Here is a 15,825-nt window from a genome sequence, read left to right as displayed (position 1 = left end):
AATGAAAATAACCTAAACACATTAAGAACTAAGAAAGCAGGCTATTATGCGCATTCTATTAGTAGAAGACGACGCTAAGTTTGGTTACATGATCCAGTACAAGCTCAAGTTGGCAGGACATCTGACGGAATGGGCCCGCAATTCGGAAGAAGCGGAGATGTTTTTTGCCACCGCGGAATTTGATCTCTATATTCTGGACTGGATGCTTCCCGGCAAAACCGGTCTGGAGCTATGCCGGCAGCAACGAAGTCTGAATGACAACACGGCTATTCTGATGCTGACGGCCCGCGGTGAGATTGAGGATCGCGTCAGCGGACTTCTGACAGGGGCGGACGATTATATGATCAAGCCCTTCGCTTTCGAAGAACTATTAGCCCGAATTACATCTCTGGACCGCAGAAAGCAGACCCGGGGATATACCACAAGATATGCGGTCAGCGGTCTTCGGCTCAATCCTGATACGCAGGAGGCAGAGCGTGATGGTGTACCCTTGACTCTGACCAAACGCGAGTTTCAATTGCTGGAGTTTTTTGCTCGTCATCCCAATACTGTGCTCTCCAGAGAGCGGATACTCAATTATGTGTGGGGCAATGACGCAGATGTTACTCTGAATGCGGTTGATGCTGTCATCAAGCTGTTGCGAAAAAAAGTCGACGATCCCTTTACTGTGAAGCTGATTAGAAGTGTCCATGGAAGAGGGTACCGGTTAATCGATAACGGAGCTGACCATGATGATACCTAATACCCGCAGGCAATTAACCATTTTTTACAGTACGATGATTGGATTGATTCTGCTCATCATGGCGGCTTCTTTCTATTGGGTACTGACGGATGTGATGCACAGGGATGAGAGGCATAATCTGGAATCCGCTAGTCAAAAGGCATTGGATGAGTGGCTCAATCAATCGCCGCAAGTTGATGATGCTGAGGAGATTCGAGAACAGCGGCAGGCAGACGCTCACAGAATGGAATGGGAGTATCTGCAAAGCGACCAATTCGCTGTCATAACAGATACCTCCTGGACCATCACCGCCCAGTCACCTGCGGGAGACAACCCGCTGTTGTTGCCGTCCTATCAGCAGCAGTTGGATGCTCACAGTAATACATCCTTCTTCTATTTAACAAAGGATTCTGGTAAACAAAAGACCATTTATGCCGTACTGCGAAAGACGGCCGGTGACCAGGGGAATCATGTTCTCCTGCTGGGTGAAGAAATTACAAAGCAGGCAAATTTACTAAAGGAGATGGAGATGCTCCTCATTGCGATCACCATTCTCCTGCTTGCGGCAGCTACAGCTATTGGATATATTTTGGCCGGAAGGGCCATGGTGCCCATCAATCATGCGTTTACACGGCAGCAAAAATTCACGGCCTATGCCTCCCATGAGCTGAGAACACCCTTAAGCGTCCTGCAGTTGTCGGTGGATATTCTGGAGGAAGAACGTCATAAGCTCCCTCCGATCCATCAGACTGTGCTTCAGGATATGAAGGAAGAAATACAGCGTATGACCCGCCTGACCGGGCAATTACTGACGCTGGCCAGAAATGATTCGCCTCTGCTGCCCATAAGGCAGGAAGTTTTTGATCTGCAGCACTCTCTTTCGTTCGCTGCCACTAGAATGCAATTAGTAGCGCAAGAGAACAAGATTAAGTTGCAGTTGAACATAGGTAATCTCGAAGAAGTCTTCACCTGCACCGGGGACAGCGAACAGATTGACCAGGTGCTGTATATTCTCTTGGATAATGCCATTAAATATTCTGCGGAGGGAGGCACAGTCACGCTGGGGATTACCCGGAATGACAACGGTACTGTGAATGTAATCATTCAGGATACAGGCTGCGGGATTTCAGAGGAGGATCTTCCCCACTTGTTCGAACGGTTCTACCGGGTAGATCAAGCCCGCACAAGGGAACATGGCGGCACCGGACTGGGGCTGGCTATCGCCCATGAGATCGTCAGCAGGCACGGTGGCAGAATTGTCGTAACCAGCACTCTTCATCAGGGGAGCACCTTTACGGTCATCCTTCCTGAAACCAAACGAATCTTAAGGCAACCACTTTAAACAATGGAGGTTTTATTATGTTTACTGAAGTTTTTAATCACATCCATCCTATTGTCGTACATTTTCCTATTGCTCTGATCATCATCGGATTTGGGTATGATTTGGTGGTAGCCCTGAAAAAACGTTCTTTGAATCCTGCTGGCGGGTTATGGATGTGGCTGCTTGCTGCAGTGGGAGCTTGGGTCGCTATAGCGACTGGACCGGATGATGATGCCCGCGGTGTGACTTCATTTCTGGAACCCCACGAGACGCTCGCCACTATAACCGCCTGGGTAGTTTCTCTGATTGTTGTATGGAGATTGCTGATGTACTGGAAAGGCAAACGCGCTTTTGTAAAAGTTCCACTGGTGCTGTACTTGGTTGTTTCGCTTGCTTCCTGTGGGCTTGTGCTGGGAACCGGATACTACGGCGGCAAAATGGTGTATACAGATGGTGTAGGCGTATCGGCCAAGGGTGCTCCGGTTAATCCCCCTGTGCAAGGTAATCATAAAAAATAATCAACTCAAAGAAGCCGAGGCTCCCTTCTTCAGGAGACCTCGGCTTCTTTCTTATACAACCGAAATTGGATAAGAAGCGCAGGCCGGCAGTTCAATTGCTTTCACCCGCATCTTCGTGACGGTTATTATGATTCTGTAACGGTTCTTATGCTTGATGATGTTTTAGGCTGGATTTCCGAAGCCTCGTTTGTACGTTTGATAAAGAAGGTTAGCAGCAGATACTTCACGACTTGATACCGCCGAACCAGGCCTCTGCAGAACAGGAGGATTTGCCACTGATAAGGCTTCTGGAATATATTGCGGACAATTCGAAGCTTTATAAATCTGTTCTCGTCTATCGGCGAATTACGAACTTTTCGGAAAGGCTGTTGACCCTGCTGTCGGAATTGATTGCTGCTAGAATAGAGGAGACGGGGAGCCGCATTCCGGGAACCTTAACGGCAACGATTCAAAAAGACATCGCCATAGGGTACGGTTCTTCTGCTTTGATCGGTGTAATCATTTCGTGGCTTAAAAATGATATGCCCTACTCGCCGCATTTTCTTGCGAAACAATTTACTTTGCTGACAACGTCACGATGGAAGGATGAGAAGAATGAATAATTTAAACGTTGCAATCCCGACTCCGTTTCTCGAAGATGAGAGTCTCAATCCAGACGGGTTTGAACCGATTGTTGAACACCTGAAGCGTAACGGAATCCAGTCCTTGCTGATCTCCGGAAGCACCGGTGAACAACACTCCATGAGCGTTGAGGAGCGGCTGCAAATCATCGATTATTTTAAACAAAAAAACTTCGCCGACGTTGAACTGATGTTCGGTGTTTCTGCAGTCAGAACCAAGGATGCGGTGCGGCTTGTCCAGGCGCTTGAACATTCAGTCTTTCAGGCCATTCTGATCGGCTTTCCTCCTTATATCCGCCCAACCCAGCAGCAGGCGATTGCCTATGTGGAGGAACTGCTTGCCCACACGACAAAAAAGATCGCTCTCTATAACAATCCGGCCCGGACAGGATTTGATTTAAGTCCCGAGTCGCTTCATGAGCTGATTGGCAGACATCATAATATAGTTGGTTTTAAAGAGGGCGGAGACGTTCACCGTCACAAGGGCATAGCTTTTCCCGATTCATTCATCAGGTTTGCGGCAGGGGATGTAAATCTTGTGGCCAATATCGTAGAGGGCGGTTGTAACGGGCTTTCAAGTGTGGCAGGTAATATGTATCCCGAGGTAATTAAGCGAACGTTTGAAGATTTGCTGCAGAATAAACCAGTCGATGCCATGGGGCTAGAGCAGCTGGTATCGCAAGTGATCCAAGGTCAAGCCATTGTTAATATCAAAAACCACTATAACTCCTTAGGTATGAATACAGGCTATTGCCGTTCTCCGCTAGGGATCTAACATACGAATTCTGAAAGGAGACTATCGTCATGCGCTGCTTAACCATACGTCAGCCCTGGGCCACTCTGGTTGCACTGGGGGAAAAAGAGTTTGAGACTCGTTCCTGGAAGACAGGCTACCGGGGGGAGTTGGCGATTCATGCCGGGAAGACAATCGACAAGGCTGCCTGCCTGGAGGAGCCTTTCCGGTCGGTATTAGCCCGGCACGGATATACTGCTGATAATCTGCCAACCGGGTCCATCATAGCTGCCGGCAATCTGACGGAGTGTTATGAGGCAGCACAGCTTGCCGAACGTGAGGGCGGCATCAGCGATAATGAAGTAGTCTTTGGCGATTTCAGTGAAGGGCGCTATGCCTGGAAGCTGGAGTCGATGACACCCCTGGTTCATCCGATACCAGCCAAAGGACGGCTCGGTTTCTGGGAGTATCCGGTACTGAAAGAAGTGGCTGAAGAGTTTTAAGCTAATTTTTAGGTAGCCATCAGGTGGTTTTCAGGTTGGGGAGTTATATTGGTTATACCAAACACCCCCCAGTGTTTCGTGGTATATGGATTTCGGGTCTTGCCTACTCCCAAAGGTAAGATCTATTTTTTGCCTGTGCAGAACTTCCGGTGTCTTGGGCTCCGGTAGTCTCCGGAATGAGCCGGTATTGCTCTTCAAAGCTCCGAAAGGCAGTGATATCGATTCCCAAATACCTGCGCATATGGATAGCGGCCTGGGCGGCAAGAATATCATTCAAGAGCAGCATCCGGTCATGATATCCCCTGCAGATGAAACGGGCTTCGATTCCTTTCTGCAGCCGTTCCTGTTCATATACCTTAATCCCCCGCTTTCTCATTTCATGGCGGACATCCCGCAAATCACCGGCCGCTTGGGCTGAAGCTGTTTTGAGCATATCCAGATAGGGGGCTGGTGTCCGGATATGTGCAGAAATAATTATAGAATCCCGCTCGAAAGCCGATAATATAAGTGGGAGCAGAACATACGATTTGACCAGCATGCTATCTTGGCTTCCTGCCCGGTTCATGAGTTCACCCCTCTTAAAAACAGAACGTATATTCGTATTCTAACCTGTTCTTTAACGAATAATCAATGAAATTTCTCAATAATAGGATAAATGTGACAAAGTTCACAAACGAAAGCTGTCTAAAGAATTATATTAAAATTAAGTTGATTAAATTGCAGGGAAAAGTTATGAGAAATGGGGAATTAGCAATGTATGATGTGCAAGAATCGCACGAGGTTCGTGAAGAGGGCAGTTTCAAACGCGGATTGGCATTCGGTATATTTCTAAGCATTCCTTTATGGATTTCTATGGTCGGCTGGCTACAGCTGTTAACCTTTTGATCACTCTAACTTTATAATTGTTAACTCTAACCTTTTTATATATCTCCTTAGGCCGGGTGCCATCCAGGAATGGATGCATCCGGTTTTTTTTCTGGGTTACGGAGTTTATCAAAAAGATCCCCTGAAACGTAGACGCGCCCGGTATCCGCTTATTTGCGGTTACCGGGCGCTATTTGCTCCACGCATGCACGAATTGATCCCGAGCAAAGGGGACACGTGCTATTTATATTTAATCTCCCGCCGTTCGTGAGCAACGGGCTTTATAAGTCCTAATTATTTCCATCAGCCGTGTGGAGAGAATAATCCTTCCAATACGACAAAAGCCCTACCTCTCTTTTGTCCTTGCGGCTCCGCGGCCGCTCCAGTGTGAATCGGATTGCCATGTTTGAATTTAGTCTCATAAAAAGGATGTTTCCTGTAAAGAAAATGTAAGTACAAGTGTCCGAAACGCCGATAACTATATAACAGTAACCCAGTCGGTTAGCATCTTCTTCAATAGGAAAAGATATGGGGAAATCAAATATTAGATTAATATATCACATTTTGGATATGAATGCAAATTATTTTGAATAGAGAAAGGGTTCGATCGTGATTTTGATTCGGGATGCAGTTCTTCTATAATAAGTGTAATTGTTCACGGGAAATCTTACGTGCCTATTTTGTGAATTATGGTGCAAATACGACAATAAACGACGACATTTATTGAAGGATTGGGTATAGACCGTTATACTTAATAAGTTGGGATTTACTTAATTAAAAAATAAGGGAGAATTTTATGAAACGTGGGGATGTGCTGCTGATTTCCATCGTTTTGGTTGCTGCTCTTGCTTTTCTGGCACCGAAATGGTTTTCCGGCAATAACGATAAAACGGGAATTGAGAACCGGGTGGCTAATATAACCGTAGACGGCAAACAATTCAAGACAATCCAATTGACTAAAGAGGAACAAACCGTTGAAATTCGCACAGAGCGCGGTTACAACATCCTGAAAGTGCATGATTATGGCGTGGAAATGTATGATGCCGATTGTCCCGATAAGGTATGTCTCGGTTTCGGATTTATTACCCAGCCTAAGCAGACGATTGTCTGCCTGCCGCATCGGGTATTAGTGGAAATCGCAAGTACGTCGGGGGAGGACGATATCGATGCCTATGTCCAGTAGTGAATCAGCCACAGTGCTGAAAAGAACGGTAATCATAGCGATTTTTGCCGCAGTGGCGGTAGTGCTCGGTATTTTGGAGGCCCAGATTCCTTTGGTAGGGATAGGTCTGATGCCCGGTGCTAAGCTGGGTTTTGCTAATATTATGATTTTGACCTGTATTTATTTTTTACGCGGCAGGGATGCACTAATGCTGGTTATTCTGAAGACCCTGCTTACGGCATTTATACTCGGTACCTTCTCAAGTCTGCTCTTCAGCTTATGCGGCTCGCTGCTCAGCTTTCTTGTAATGTTCTTACTGGTACGGTTTGGCGGAAAGAGTTTCAGTCTGATCGGTATCAGTATTGCCGGAGGTCTGGCTCACAATGTCGGGCAGCTGCTGGCTGCGGCTATGATCTTTGATTCCTTAAGCATTCTAATTTATCTGCCGGTGCTGCTCATAACCGGAATCGTCACAGGCATCGCCGTTGGATTTGCGGTTCGTTACCTGGTAGCGTCTCTGTCCAAGATATCGCTGTTTGAAGAATTTCTGGGTTGATAGCGGGGCCGCGGGAGGATGAACAACATGAATGAAACCTATAGCGGGCAAGGGTTGAAAGCCGAAGAGGGACAGGCTGTGATTGAGCTGAAGAATGTATCGTTCGGATATGATCCGAGCCAGCCTGTCTTTCAAAATATATCCTTCACCATTCCTCAGGGGCAGTGGGTCAGTCTGATTGGTGCCAACGGATGCGGTAAGTCTACACTGGTCAAGCTGCTGAATGCCCTGCTGCCGAAAAGCGACGGAGAAATTAATGTAGGCGGCCTTGTGCTGAACGAAGAGAATATCGCTGCAATACGGCAGATTATCGGAATGGTGTTCCAGAATCCGGACAATCAGTTTATCGGCGCAACCGTCGAAGAAGATATTATATTTGGCCTGGAGGGCCTTTGTCTGCCGCCTGCTGAAATCGGCCGGCGCTTGCACGCTTATGCAGGGGAACTGGGAATTGCCCATCTGCTTGCCAAGCATCCGGGAGAGCTGTCCGGTGGACAGAAGCAGCGTGTGGCTATCGCCTCAATTCTTGCCATGGAGCCAGGCATCGTCATCTTTGACGAGGCCTCTTCCATGTTGGACGAGGGCAGCCGTAATGAACTTATGGAGATTCTGCAGCGTATGCGGGCAGAAGGAAAATATACGATTGTGATGATTTCGCATGACGCCGATGAGATCATGGCATCCGATAGGGTAATCGCGCTGCATGGCGGCGGGTTGGCCGGGGATATGAGCCCGGCGGAGCTGTTTCGTAATGAGAAGCTGCTGGAGGAATGTAATCTGCGCATGCCATATCCTTGGCGCCTGGCACGGGAGCTTGAGAAGCATGGAATACATACAGGCGTGCCTGCCGGTGAGAAGGAGCTGATCGATAAGTTATGGCCATAGAACTACAGCAAGTCAGCTATGTGTACGCGGATCGCAGCCTCTGGAAGCAGACTGCACTGCATGAAATTGATCTTGCTATTCCAAAGGGCTCTATCGTAGGGATTGCCGGAGCTACAGGCTCCGGCAAATCGACTTTGCTCCAGTTGTTTAATGGAATCCTCAAACCCACAGAGGGTACGGTCAGAGTACTGGATGTTACACTCCGTGCCGGGGAGAAGTCGCCAAGGCTGCTGCCGCTCCGCCGCCGTGTAGGGCTGGTCTTTCAATTTCCGGAGCAGCAAATGTTTGAAGAGACAGTCGAGAAGGATCTCATCTTCGGGCCTCTGAACTTTGGCATGTCACTGGAAGAGGCGAAGGAGCGGGCACGCTCGGCAATGACCGATATGGGGCTGGATCTGGCGCTGCTGGAGCGTAATCCGTTCCGGCTTAGCGGGGGGCAGATGCGCAAGGCGGCCATTGCTTCAGTGCTCGCTATGGACCCGGAAGTGGTCGTCCTGGACGAACCGACGGCAACGCTGGATCCGGTCAGCCGTGCTGAACTGATCACCTTGCTGGAGAAGCTATGCAGGGAACAGGGAAGGACCATTATCATTGTGACCCACCGGATGGACGAGCTGCTGCCAATAGCGGACCGCTGGATTGTTCTGAAGGAGGGCCATGCTGAATTTCAGGGGAGCACCTTAGAACTGGCGGCTGATCCGTCTATACTGGAGCGCTGCGGACTTACCGTACCGCAGTCCTTGCGTTACTGGCGGGCGGTTGCTGACCGCTTCCATCTCGAAGGCGAGACTCCTCGCCTGACTGCAGAGGGGCTTGCCGAATTCATCGCCTCATTGCCTGCCGGATCATCACGGCAGGAGACCGGAAAGAGGGATGGCTATGAGTAGTGAGAAGCTGCTGCTTGGACGCAGCATTGAGACGGGTTCCTGGGTGCATAAGCTGGATCCCCGTGCGAAGATTACCGGAATGTTATTGTATGTGGCTGTAATTTTATTATCCCGCTCTTGGCCTGCGATGGCGCTGCTCGCGGTATTCTCCATCACCGTGATGGTTTCAACGCGGATTCCGCTTAAATATTTCATTAAAGCTGCCAAACCTTTGCGGTACCTGATGTTGTTTATTTTTATTGTACAGATGTTCACGGTTAAAGAAGGAGAGATCTGGCTTTCTTTAGGTTCTCTGCACTTGTATGACGGTGGACTGAGGCTCGGTTCATTTTCCGTCATCCGGATGGTTTTTCTCATCACCTTTACCGCACTATTGACCTTTACAACGACACCTGGAAGGCTAAATCAGGGGCTGGAAGGAATTCTTTTACCGTTCAAGAAGCTAGGACTGTCTCCGGATAGACTTACTTTAATGATAAGCATTGCACTGCGCTTTATTCCGACGATACTCGATGAAACGCAGATTATTATGAAGGCGCAGGCTTCACGCGGTGCCGATTTGAAAGAACTGCCGCTTAAGGACAAAGGACGGATGATGGTATCGCTGCTGGTGCCGGTCATCTCGAGTGCCTTCCGGCGAGCGCAGGATCTGGTCTATTCCATGGAAGCCAGAGGCTTCCGCATGGACGCGCCGCGCAGCCAGTATCATCGGCTTAGATGGGGGCTGGCGGATAGCGTATTTATTAGTATGTTTGTTGTGATGGGACTCGCGGTCGCACTGTTGTAATTCACAAGGGTAGCAGATATTTAGGAGGATATAAGAATGGCTCGTTATTTTAATGGCAAGGAAATCGAATTACTCGTTCCCGTAGGAACTTTTGAAATTTTCCAGGAAGTTATTCATTCGGCTTGTGATGCGGTCTACTTCGGTGGCCCTGTACTTAATATGAGAATGATGCGCAAAGGGTACAATCTGTCGCACGAAGAAATTGCGCAGGCGATTCATATCGCCCATGGTCTAGGCAAAAAAGTATATGTCACCGTCAATAATCTGTTCAGTGAAGAAGATGTGGAGGAAGCCCGGGAGTACCTGCGGTTCCTGGATGAAGTCCGCCCGGATGCACTGATTGTGCAGGATATGGCAGTTATTGAACTAATCCGCGAGATGGAACTTACCGTTCCTCTCCATGCTTCCGTTATGATGAATGTCCATAATCTGGAGATGATCTATGCGCTGCGTGACTTTGGCGTAACCCGGGTAGTTACCTCCCGCGAGATGGATCTGCATACCGCCAAGCTGCTAAGCGCTCAGAGCGGAATGGAACTGGAATATTTCGTCCATGGTGATATGTGCTCCGTACACGGGGCGAATTGCTATTTCAGCTCCCAGGTATTCGGCATGAGCAGCAATCGCGGTAAATGTATGAAGCCTTGCCGCTGGGATTACCGAATCAAGAAGGACGGTTATGTGTTCCCGACGGAGTACCCGCTCGCCGTTAAAGACATGTATATGTATGAGAATATTCCGGAGCTGATCGAGTCCGGTATCACCTCCTTTAAGATTGAAGGCCGGATGCGTGACAAAGATTTCGTCGTCATGCTGGCGAACAGCTACGGTGAGGCTATCGACCGTTATATCGATGATCCGATCGGCTTTGACCGTACCGTGGACTCCAAGCTCCTCTATAAAAACCGCAAACGCGATTTCTCGACAGCCTATGCCTTTGGCAAACCTGGTCTTTCGAATATTAACCGCCGTTATGAGGGCACCGGCAAGTTCTACAGCACCGGCAAGGTATTCAGTACGCCTACCGCGGAAAAAGAACTATCGGCCGAACGTGTCCAGCAGCTGCGTGAACGGTTGTCGGCTGAGAAGATCAGCAAGAACAGCAGACCTGAACTGGCTGTACGCGTCAACAATATGGAACAGGCACGGGTAGTCCTCGAGATGGGCGTAGAGAATCTGTATCTTTCCGGAGATGTCTATCAACCGGACCGTCCATTCACGAAGCAAGATATTATTTCGCTTGGTGCGATCAAAGGAACAACGAAGTTGTACTTGGGTCTGCCGCGGATGATGACGGAGCAGCATTTTGCACAATATGACCAATTGCTTAGCGGAGAGCGCCTGCCGATTGACGGCCTGATGGTGACGAACCTGGGAGCGATCCGCCGGTTTAAAACAACAGGATATCCGATGATTGGTGATGCCAATCTGAATGTGTACAACAAACTTGCAGCCGGACTCTACGCGGGCCTTGGGCTGGAGCGGAGTACTGTATCCCCGGAGATGACACTGGAGCATTTTGCAACCTTTATATCAGGATCTACATTACCGCTGGAGGTTATCGTTCACGGGACTCCTGCACTTATGTACATGGAGCATGACCTGTTTGAGAATACAGAAGTGATGGAGCCTATCGCTCATGAAGACAACCGTTATGTCAGCAATGATGTGCTTGTGCTTATGACGGATAAAGGCGAGAATCCGGTCTACCGTGACCAGCATGGACGCTGCCATCTGTTGTTCTCCAAGGAGCTTTGCTACTTGCCTATGCTGGATGAGATGAGCGGGCTCGGCATTTCCTGTTTCCGCATTGAAGGCGTTACTTATAGTCCGGAGCAGCTTCGTGAAATTATTCTATCCTATCAGCACAAAATAAACGGTACAGCAGGCAGCGAGGATATGCTTGGCGGAATGAAGCCGTTATATGCCGGTTATACTTTGGGTTCTCTGCAATTTAATTAAGAGGAAGCGGGAGGAAGCCTACATGGAAAAGAGTACCTTCATCGGTAGAGAGGCTGTAGCGGCGGGGCGCAAACAATACTTCTATCCGTGCACGCAGCATTTTTACCGTAACGCGCCGCAAATGGTGCGGGGCTCCATGCAGTTTATATATGATGAGAATGGACAGCAATACACGGATTTCTTCGCCGGCGTCTCAGTGGTGGCCTGTGGTCACTGCAACCCGGCTATCACCGCCCGAACGATAGAACAGCTGCAGCAATTGCAGCATACAACAACAGTCTACCTGACACAGCCTGGCGTCGATCTGGCGAAACGGCTGGAGGAAGTACTTCCCGGCAGCCTTCGCCGCACGTTCTTCGTGAACAGTGGGTCAGAGGCCAATGAGGGTGCATTGCTGCTTGCCAGAATGCATACCGGGCGTAAAGGGTTCATCGCACTGGAAAGCGGCTTACACGGGCGTACCAATCTAACTATGAGTGTTACCGGGCTGCAAATGTGGCGTACCGACAATTATCTGGAGGAGGCCGTTGATTTCATCAGCCGTCCGTATCATCCGGACATGACACTGGAAGAGGCTGCAAGACGCTCTATTCAGGAATTGGAGCAAGTCCTTAAGGAGAAAAGCGATACCATTGCTGCGATGATTGCCGAGCCGATTCAGGGCAACGGTGGCATGATCATGCCGGTCTCCTGGTACTTCCGTGAGGTCAAAGCGCTGCTGGATCAATATGGAGTCCTCCTGATCGCTGATGAAATTCAAACCGGCTTCGGGCGTACGGGTGTTATGTTCGCCATGGAGCATTATGATGTGGTTCCTGATATTATCACTATGGCTAAGGCACTTGGTAACGGAGTACCGGTGGCAGCTTTTGCTACAACGGATGAAATTGCACTCTCGCTGAATCGACCGTCGGCTTCGACCTTCGGAGGTAATCCGGTTTCTGCGGTTACAGCGCTGGCAGTGCTTGATTTCATTGCTGCTGAGCAGCTTCCTGAACGTGCCGCAAGTAGTGGCAGTATGCTGAAAGAAGGACTTAAGATGCTTCAGCAGCGCTATCCGTCATTGATCTCTGAAGTTCGTGGGACTGGCCTTATGCTTGGAGCCGAGCTGCGGGGGGCAGATGCAACAGGAAATGCCGCCTTGACTGATGACATTCTGGAGCGAATGAAGGACCGGGGTTATCTGATCGGCAAAAACGGTGTTGGCCGCAACGTACTGGCTTTCCAGCCTCCGTTGATCATCACAGAGGAAGATATTAAAGGAATGCTGGATACATTGAATGAAGTGCTGGCAGAGGTGGCAGAAGGTCTTTCTGTACCTGCAGTCCCGGCAGATTAAGAAAGAGGTAAGTTATGGCTATAATCCATGTGTTTAAAAATACAGCCCTGAAACTGAAGCTATTCGCCGAGCTGGTCATGTTCTCCCATACCTTGTTCTCGCTGCCCTTCGCCATCATCTCGATGGTCTGGGCAGCCGGAGGCTGGCCATCCGGCCATGTTATGCTGTGGGGGCTAATCGCTTTAATCGGAGCACGGAACGGGGCCAATGCCTTTAACCGTCTGGTCGATCGGACCTTTGACAGTGCAAATCCGCGTACGGCCCACCGGCACCTGCCGCAGCGGCTGGTTGCGGAGAAGGAAGTTGTTCTGTTTGTCATCATTAACTATATCCTGTTCATCGCTGCTTCAGGCATGCTGAACCTATTATGTCTGCTGCTGTCGCCAGTAGCGATCGTACTTATCTCGTCGTACTCCTACACTAAGCGGTTTACATTTCTCAGCCATCTGTACCTGGGCTTTGTCATCGCGTCAGCGCCTATCGGCGCCTGGTTCGCTGTGACCGGGAATATTGCCTTTACGCCTTTCGTGATCGGAACCGTAGTTATGCTCTGGATCGCAGGTTTTGATATTATTTATGGTACGCAGGACATTGAGTTCGACCGCAGGCATGGATTATGGTCCATTCCCAGTTTCTTCGGACTTGAGAATGCGCTGCGCATCTCTAAGGCGCTACATTTCATAATGGTGCTCCTGCTGCTGTTCCTCTATGTATGGCGTGATCTCGGCTGGATGTATCTTGTAGGGATTGGGATTGCCACGGTGCTCCTAATGACGGAGCATCAGATTATCAAGCCTTCGAACCGCCAACTGATGAAGGTGGCTTCGTATAATTTGAATCAGGTGATCAGTATGGTGATATTGTTGTGTACGCTGGTGGATTACTTTTACCTCTAGCACCTGCCGGTGGTTAGGGAGCGTCACTTCGGGAATGTTTGGACTTCCGATCGCTGTTATGGTTGGATTTCTGGATTTGAACCGCGCCGCGGTTGAAATCCAACCATAAAGGCGAACGCTAACGCTTCTCCAGTTCCAAAAATTCCTCTCCGTTCCGTATCCTAACCGACCTAGGGTGAGATAAAAGCAATCCAGCCTGCTCCACTTTGTTGGCAGGCAGGATTGCAAGGGCAAGCTGCTAAACGCGGCTTGCCTTTTATTTTACCCCTGAAAGACTAACCCCTTAAACTAAAGGGCTAAAGACTAAAGACTAAAGACTAAAGACTAAAGACTAAACCTAAACCTAAACCTAAACCTAAACCTAAACCTAAACCTAAACCTAAACCATAAACCATAAACACGAATGCTAAATACGCTCACGGGCGCTTTGCTGCGTTCGCTGTTTAGCGGGTAAAGACAAGTCTTTGTGAGGATAAGAACTTGAGTAGAGGAATGGGGGATTGGGCTGAGGGAATGCAAAAAGGTCCCCATAAGGGGACCTTTTTGGAATGAAGAGTTTTAGCGGTTCAGGAAGCTTAACGGTCACGAGATGCGAAGTATTGCAGCAGTGTGTCCAGATCAACATGCGCCGGGTATGAGGTGAGCTGGCGGACGATGTCTGCAGCACGGTTAAGGTATTCCTGACTGACTGCCTCTGCACGGGAGAGGGTGTCGCCGCGGGTAATGAGTTCAAGTACAGCTGTAACCTCGGCATCAGTTGATGCAGGGCCGATGGTACGGATCTGAGGGGCAAGCTGAGGGTTCTCAAGGGCAATGAGTACAGGTAATGTAACCTGACCATGCCGAAGGTCGCTGCCTGCCGGTTTGCCGAGGACATCCGCTGATTGTGTGAAGTCGAGCAGATCATCCTGAATTTGAAATGACATACCCAGTGCTTCCCCAAAGGTGTATAGGAGGTCAGCAACCTCCACAGGAGTTCCGGTGGATAACGCGCCTACCCGGAGGCATGTGGCCATAAGCAGTGCTGTTTTATTGCGTGATTTCTCCAGATATTGCTCCATCGTCAGGTTGTAGTCATATGCATGTTCCATCTGCTGGTATTCACCCAAACATAGCTGGGCGGTAGCCACGGAGGATAGATCATGCACATAGCGGTTTTTGTCGCCGGAATATTTACTTAGTAGTTCAATCACCCGGGCGGACATATAGTTGCCGATATGGACGGCAGAGGTAATCCCAGTCTTGGTATGCAGTGCGGGTTGACCGCGCCGCAGCTCTGCGGAATCTATGATGTCGTCATGAATTAGCGAGGCAACATGAATGAATTCGGAAGCAGCTGCCAGCTGCATGGTCCGGCGATTGGGAGCCTTTGTGCCAAAACGGCTGCCGACAATCACCATTAACGGACGGAGACGTTTCCCCCCAGAACCGACTAGCTCCAGGATGCCTGTGGACAGCGGAGATTGCTTCGGTACGTCTTTATCACGGGTTACCAGACGTTCAATTTCACGATCGATTTCTCCAAGGTTAATCTTAAGTGCTTCATGCAATTTCATCTATGCTATCCCACCCGTCAAATGGCTTTGCTTGTTCGATCTTCTTGTCGGCTCTCTTGCATCAGGAATTGTTCCATTCCAGCTGCCAAATTGAAATCCGCCAAGTCACCATTTGACCGTCTAATTTGCATTTTTTTAATAGAAGGAGCTAAATAAGCAACCAGATCCAGTTCGCGGTATTTCACGGCAAACTGTAGGTAAAAGCTATATAGATAATCTCCATCCAATATATTTCGGGTCAGGTTGGGATGATGCGGAGTACATTCGATGTGTCGCTGTGCAGCCGAAGTCAGAATGATGTAAATGCCGAGTAAAGGAGCTTTGCGGCTATTATCCACATTAAGACGTTCAAGTATAGGTAGCAGACGCTCACATTCCGCCGGAGAGAGCTGAAGCTGAATTCCGGCGATCGGTGACATATCCGCCTGAAGCAACCGGAAGCTATCTTCAATGAGTTGTCTGTTCACAAGATTCTCTCCTTCTTGTCGGTTTTGCCGAAGCGACCATCCCTTGAT

Annotated in this window: 18 protein-coding genes; 15 read left to right on the top strand and 3 right to left on the bottom strand. The window is 49.2% G+C overall.

Translation table 11 applies throughout. The features are described from left to right. Window positions 1–46: 46 nt before the first annotated feature. From ACAN55_RS03175 to ACAN55_RS03150, 6 genes are all read left to right on the top strand, one after another. On the top strand, window positions 47–742 hold the full coding sequence (locus tag ACAN55_RS03175) for a response regulator transcription factor (protein WP_379127987.1): 696 nt from the start codon (window positions 47–49) through the stop codon (window positions 740–742). Next, window positions 729–2,063, top strand: a complete 1,335-nt coding sequence (locus tag ACAN55_RS03170) for a sensor histidine kinase (protein WP_379127985.1) — start codon at window positions 729–731, stop codon at window positions 2,061–2,063. Before ACAN55_RS03175 ends, ACAN55_RS03170 begins: the two co-directional genes overlap by 14 nt. A gap of 17 nt (window positions 2,064–2,080) precedes the next feature. Next, window positions 2,081–2,560, top strand: coding sequence for a DUF2231 domain-containing protein (locus ACAN55_RS03165; RefSeq protein WP_379127982.1), 480 nt, complete (start codon window positions 2,081–2,083; stop codon window positions 2,558–2,560). Between the two features lie 269 nt (window positions 2,561–2,829). Beyond that, on the top strand, window positions 2,830–3,162 hold the full coding sequence (locus ACAN55_RS03160; protein WP_379127979.1) for a TetR-like C-terminal domain-containing protein: 333 nt from the start codon (window positions 2,830–2,832) through the stop codon (window positions 3,160–3,162). Further along, window positions 3,155–3,955 carry a dihydrodipicolinate synthase family protein gene (locus ACAN55_RS03155; protein WP_379127977.1) on the top strand — a complete coding sequence of 267 codons (801 nt, stop codon included), beginning with the start codon at window positions 3,155–3,157 and terminating at the stop codon, window positions 3,953–3,955. Before ACAN55_RS03160 ends, ACAN55_RS03155 begins: the two co-directional genes overlap by 8 nt. A 29-nt stretch (window positions 3,956–3,984) precedes the next feature. Then, complete coding sequence (locus ACAN55_RS03150) at window positions 3,985–4,416, top strand: ASCH domain-containing protein (protein WP_379127974.1); 432 nt, start codon at window positions 3,985–3,987, stop codon at window positions 4,414–4,416. A gap of 103 nt (window positions 4,417–4,519) precedes the next feature. On the opposite strand, the gene ACAN55_RS03145 is transcribed toward ACAN55_RS03150, so the two are convergent. After that, window positions 4,520–4,981 carry a YhjD family protein gene (locus ACAN55_RS03145; protein ID WP_379127972.1) on the bottom strand — a complete coding sequence of 154 codons (462 nt, stop codon included), beginning with the start codon at window positions 4,979–4,981 and terminating at the stop codon, window positions 4,520–4,522. A 188-nt stretch (window positions 4,982–5,169) separates the two neighbouring features. On the opposite strand from ACAN55_RS03145, the gene ACAN55_RS03140 reads away from it, so the two are divergent. The 9 genes from ACAN55_RS03140 to ACAN55_RS03100 all read left to right on the top strand — a co-directional run bounded on the left by ACAN55_RS03140 (window position 5,170) and on the right by ACAN55_RS03100 (window position 13,754). Further along, complete coding sequence (locus tag ACAN55_RS03140; protein ID WP_379127970.1) at window positions 5,170–5,301, top strand: hypothetical protein; 132 nt, start codon at window positions 5,170–5,172, stop codon at window positions 5,299–5,301. A 775-nt stretch (window positions 5,302–6,076) separates the two neighbouring features. Then, complete coding sequence (locus ACAN55_RS03135; RefSeq protein ID WP_379127968.1) at window positions 6,077–6,463, top strand: NusG domain II-containing protein; 387 nt, start codon at window positions 6,077–6,079, stop codon at window positions 6,461–6,463. After that, window positions 6,447–6,998, top strand: coding sequence for a Gx transporter family protein (locus ACAN55_RS03130; RefSeq protein ID WP_379127966.1), 552 nt, complete (start codon window positions 6,447–6,449; stop codon window positions 6,996–6,998). Before ACAN55_RS03135 ends, ACAN55_RS03130 begins: the two co-directional genes overlap by 17 nt. A 27-nt stretch (window positions 6,999–7,025) precedes the next feature. After that, window positions 7,026–7,883 (top strand): ATP-binding cassette domain-containing protein, encoded by an 858-nt coding sequence (locus ACAN55_RS03125; protein ID WP_379127963.1) that lies wholly within the window; start codon window positions 7,026–7,028, stop codon window positions 7,881–7,883. Beyond that, entirely contained in the window at window positions 7,874–8,770 is an 897-nt protein-coding gene (locus tag ACAN55_RS03120; protein WP_379127960.1) for an energy-coupling factor transporter ATPase, read from the top strand. Before ACAN55_RS03125 ends, ACAN55_RS03120 begins: the two co-directional genes overlap by 10 nt. Beyond that, window positions 8,757–9,557 carry an energy-coupling factor transporter transmembrane component T family protein gene (locus ACAN55_RS03115; RefSeq protein ID WP_379127957.1) on the top strand — a complete coding sequence of 267 codons (801 nt, stop codon included), beginning with the start codon at window positions 8,757–8,759 and terminating at the stop codon, window positions 9,555–9,557. Before ACAN55_RS03120 ends, ACAN55_RS03115 begins: the two co-directional genes overlap by 14 nt. A 36-nt stretch (window positions 9,558–9,593) precedes the next feature. After that, window positions 9,594–11,519 (top strand): peptidase U32 family protein, encoded by a 1,926-nt coding sequence (locus ACAN55_RS03110; RefSeq protein ID WP_379127955.1) that lies wholly within the window; start codon window positions 9,594–9,596, stop codon window positions 11,517–11,519. Window positions 11,520–11,541: 22 nt separating this feature from the next. After that, the gene (locus ACAN55_RS03105; protein ID WP_379127953.1) at window positions 11,542–12,858 is read left to right on the top strand and encodes an aspartate aminotransferase family protein; all 1,317 of its coding nucleotides are present in this window, start codon (window positions 11,542–11,544) and stop codon (window positions 12,856–12,858) included. 14 nt (window positions 12,859–12,872) lie between these two features. After that, window positions 12,873–13,754 (top strand): UbiA-like polyprenyltransferase, encoded by an 882-nt coding sequence (locus ACAN55_RS03100; RefSeq protein ID WP_379127951.1) that lies wholly within the window; start codon window positions 12,873–12,875, stop codon window positions 13,752–13,754. A 575-nt stretch (window positions 13,755–14,329) separates the two neighbouring features. On the opposite strand, the gene ACAN55_RS03095 is transcribed toward ACAN55_RS03100, so the two are convergent. Both ACAN55_RS03095 and ACAN55_RS03090 read right to left on the bottom strand, forming a co-directional pair. Further along, window positions 14,330–15,310 carry a polyprenyl synthetase family protein gene (locus tag ACAN55_RS03095; protein WP_379127949.1) on the bottom strand — a complete coding sequence of 327 codons (981 nt, stop codon included), beginning with the start codon at window positions 15,308–15,310 and terminating at the stop codon, window positions 14,330–14,332. 17 nt (window positions 15,311–15,327) lie between these two features. Next, window positions 15,328–15,777 (bottom strand): hypothetical protein, encoded by a 450-nt coding sequence (locus ACAN55_RS03090; protein ID WP_379127947.1) that lies wholly within the window; start codon window positions 15,775–15,777, stop codon window positions 15,328–15,330. Between the last annotated feature and the right edge of the window lie 48 nt (window positions 15,778–15,825).

The organism is Paenibacillus oryziterrae (assembly GCF_042610485.1).
Taxonomy (GTDB): Bacteria; Bacillota; Bacilli; order Paenibacillales; family Paenibacillaceae; genus Paenibacillus_AQ.
This window is presented reverse-complemented; position numbering and strand designations above follow the sequence as displayed.

Excerpts from the sequence above, each read along its gene's own strand:
- ACAN55_RS03175 (WP_379127987.1), top strand. The coding sequence starts at position 47 with ATGCGCATTCTATTAGTAGAAGACGACGCTAAGTTTGGTTACATGATC.
- ACAN55_RS03170 (WP_379127985.1), top strand. The coding sequence starts at position 729 with ATGATGATACCTAATACCCGCAGGCAATTAACCATTTTTTACAGTACG.
- ACAN55_RS03165 (WP_379127982.1), top strand. The coding sequence starts at position 2,081 with ATGTTTACTGAAGTTTTTAATCACATCCATCCTATTGTCGTACATTTT.
- ACAN55_RS03155 (WP_379127977.1), top strand. The coding sequence starts at position 3,155 with ATGAATAATTTAAACGTTGCAATCCCGACTCCGTTTCTCGAAGATGAG.
- ACAN55_RS03150 (WP_379127974.1), top strand. The coding sequence starts at position 3,985 with ATGCGCTGCTTAACCATACGTCAGCCCTGGGCCACTCTGGTTGCACTG.
- ACAN55_RS03145 (WP_379127972.1), bottom strand. The coding sequence starts at position 4,981 with ATGAACCGGGCAGGAAGCCAAGATAGCATGCTGGTCAAATCGTATGTT.
- ACAN55_RS03140 (WP_379127970.1), top strand. The coding sequence starts at position 5,170 with ATGTATGATGTGCAAGAATCGCACGAGGTTCGTGAAGAGGGCAGTTTC.
- ACAN55_RS03135 (WP_379127968.1), top strand. The coding sequence starts at position 6,077 with ATGAAACGTGGGGATGTGCTGCTGATTTCCATCGTTTTGGTTGCTGCT.
- ACAN55_RS03130 (WP_379127966.1), top strand. The coding sequence starts at position 6,447 with ATGCCTATGTCCAGTAGTGAATCAGCCACAGTGCTGAAAAGAACGGTA.
- ACAN55_RS03125 (WP_379127963.1), top strand. The coding sequence starts at position 7,026 with ATGAATGAAACCTATAGCGGGCAAGGGTTGAAAGCCGAAGAGGGACAG.
- ACAN55_RS03120 (WP_379127960.1), top strand. The coding sequence starts at position 7,874 with ATGGCCATAGAACTACAGCAAGTCAGCTATGTGTACGCGGATCGCAGC.
- ACAN55_RS03115 (WP_379127957.1), top strand. The coding sequence starts at position 8,757 with ATGGCTATGAGTAGTGAGAAGCTGCTGCTTGGACGCAGCATTGAGACG.
- ACAN55_RS03110 (WP_379127955.1), top strand. The coding sequence starts at position 9,594 with ATGGCTCGTTATTTTAATGGCAAGGAAATCGAATTACTCGTTCCCGTA.
- ACAN55_RS03105 (WP_379127953.1), top strand. The coding sequence starts at position 11,542 with ATGGAAAAGAGTACCTTCATCGGTAGAGAGGCTGTAGCGGCGGGGCGC.
- ACAN55_RS03100 (WP_379127951.1), top strand. The coding sequence starts at position 12,873 with ATGGCTATAATCCATGTGTTTAAAAATACAGCCCTGAAACTGAAGCTA.
- ACAN55_RS03095 (WP_379127949.1), bottom strand. The coding sequence starts at position 15,310 with ATGAAATTGCATGAAGCACTTAAGATTAACCTTGGAGAAATCGATCGT.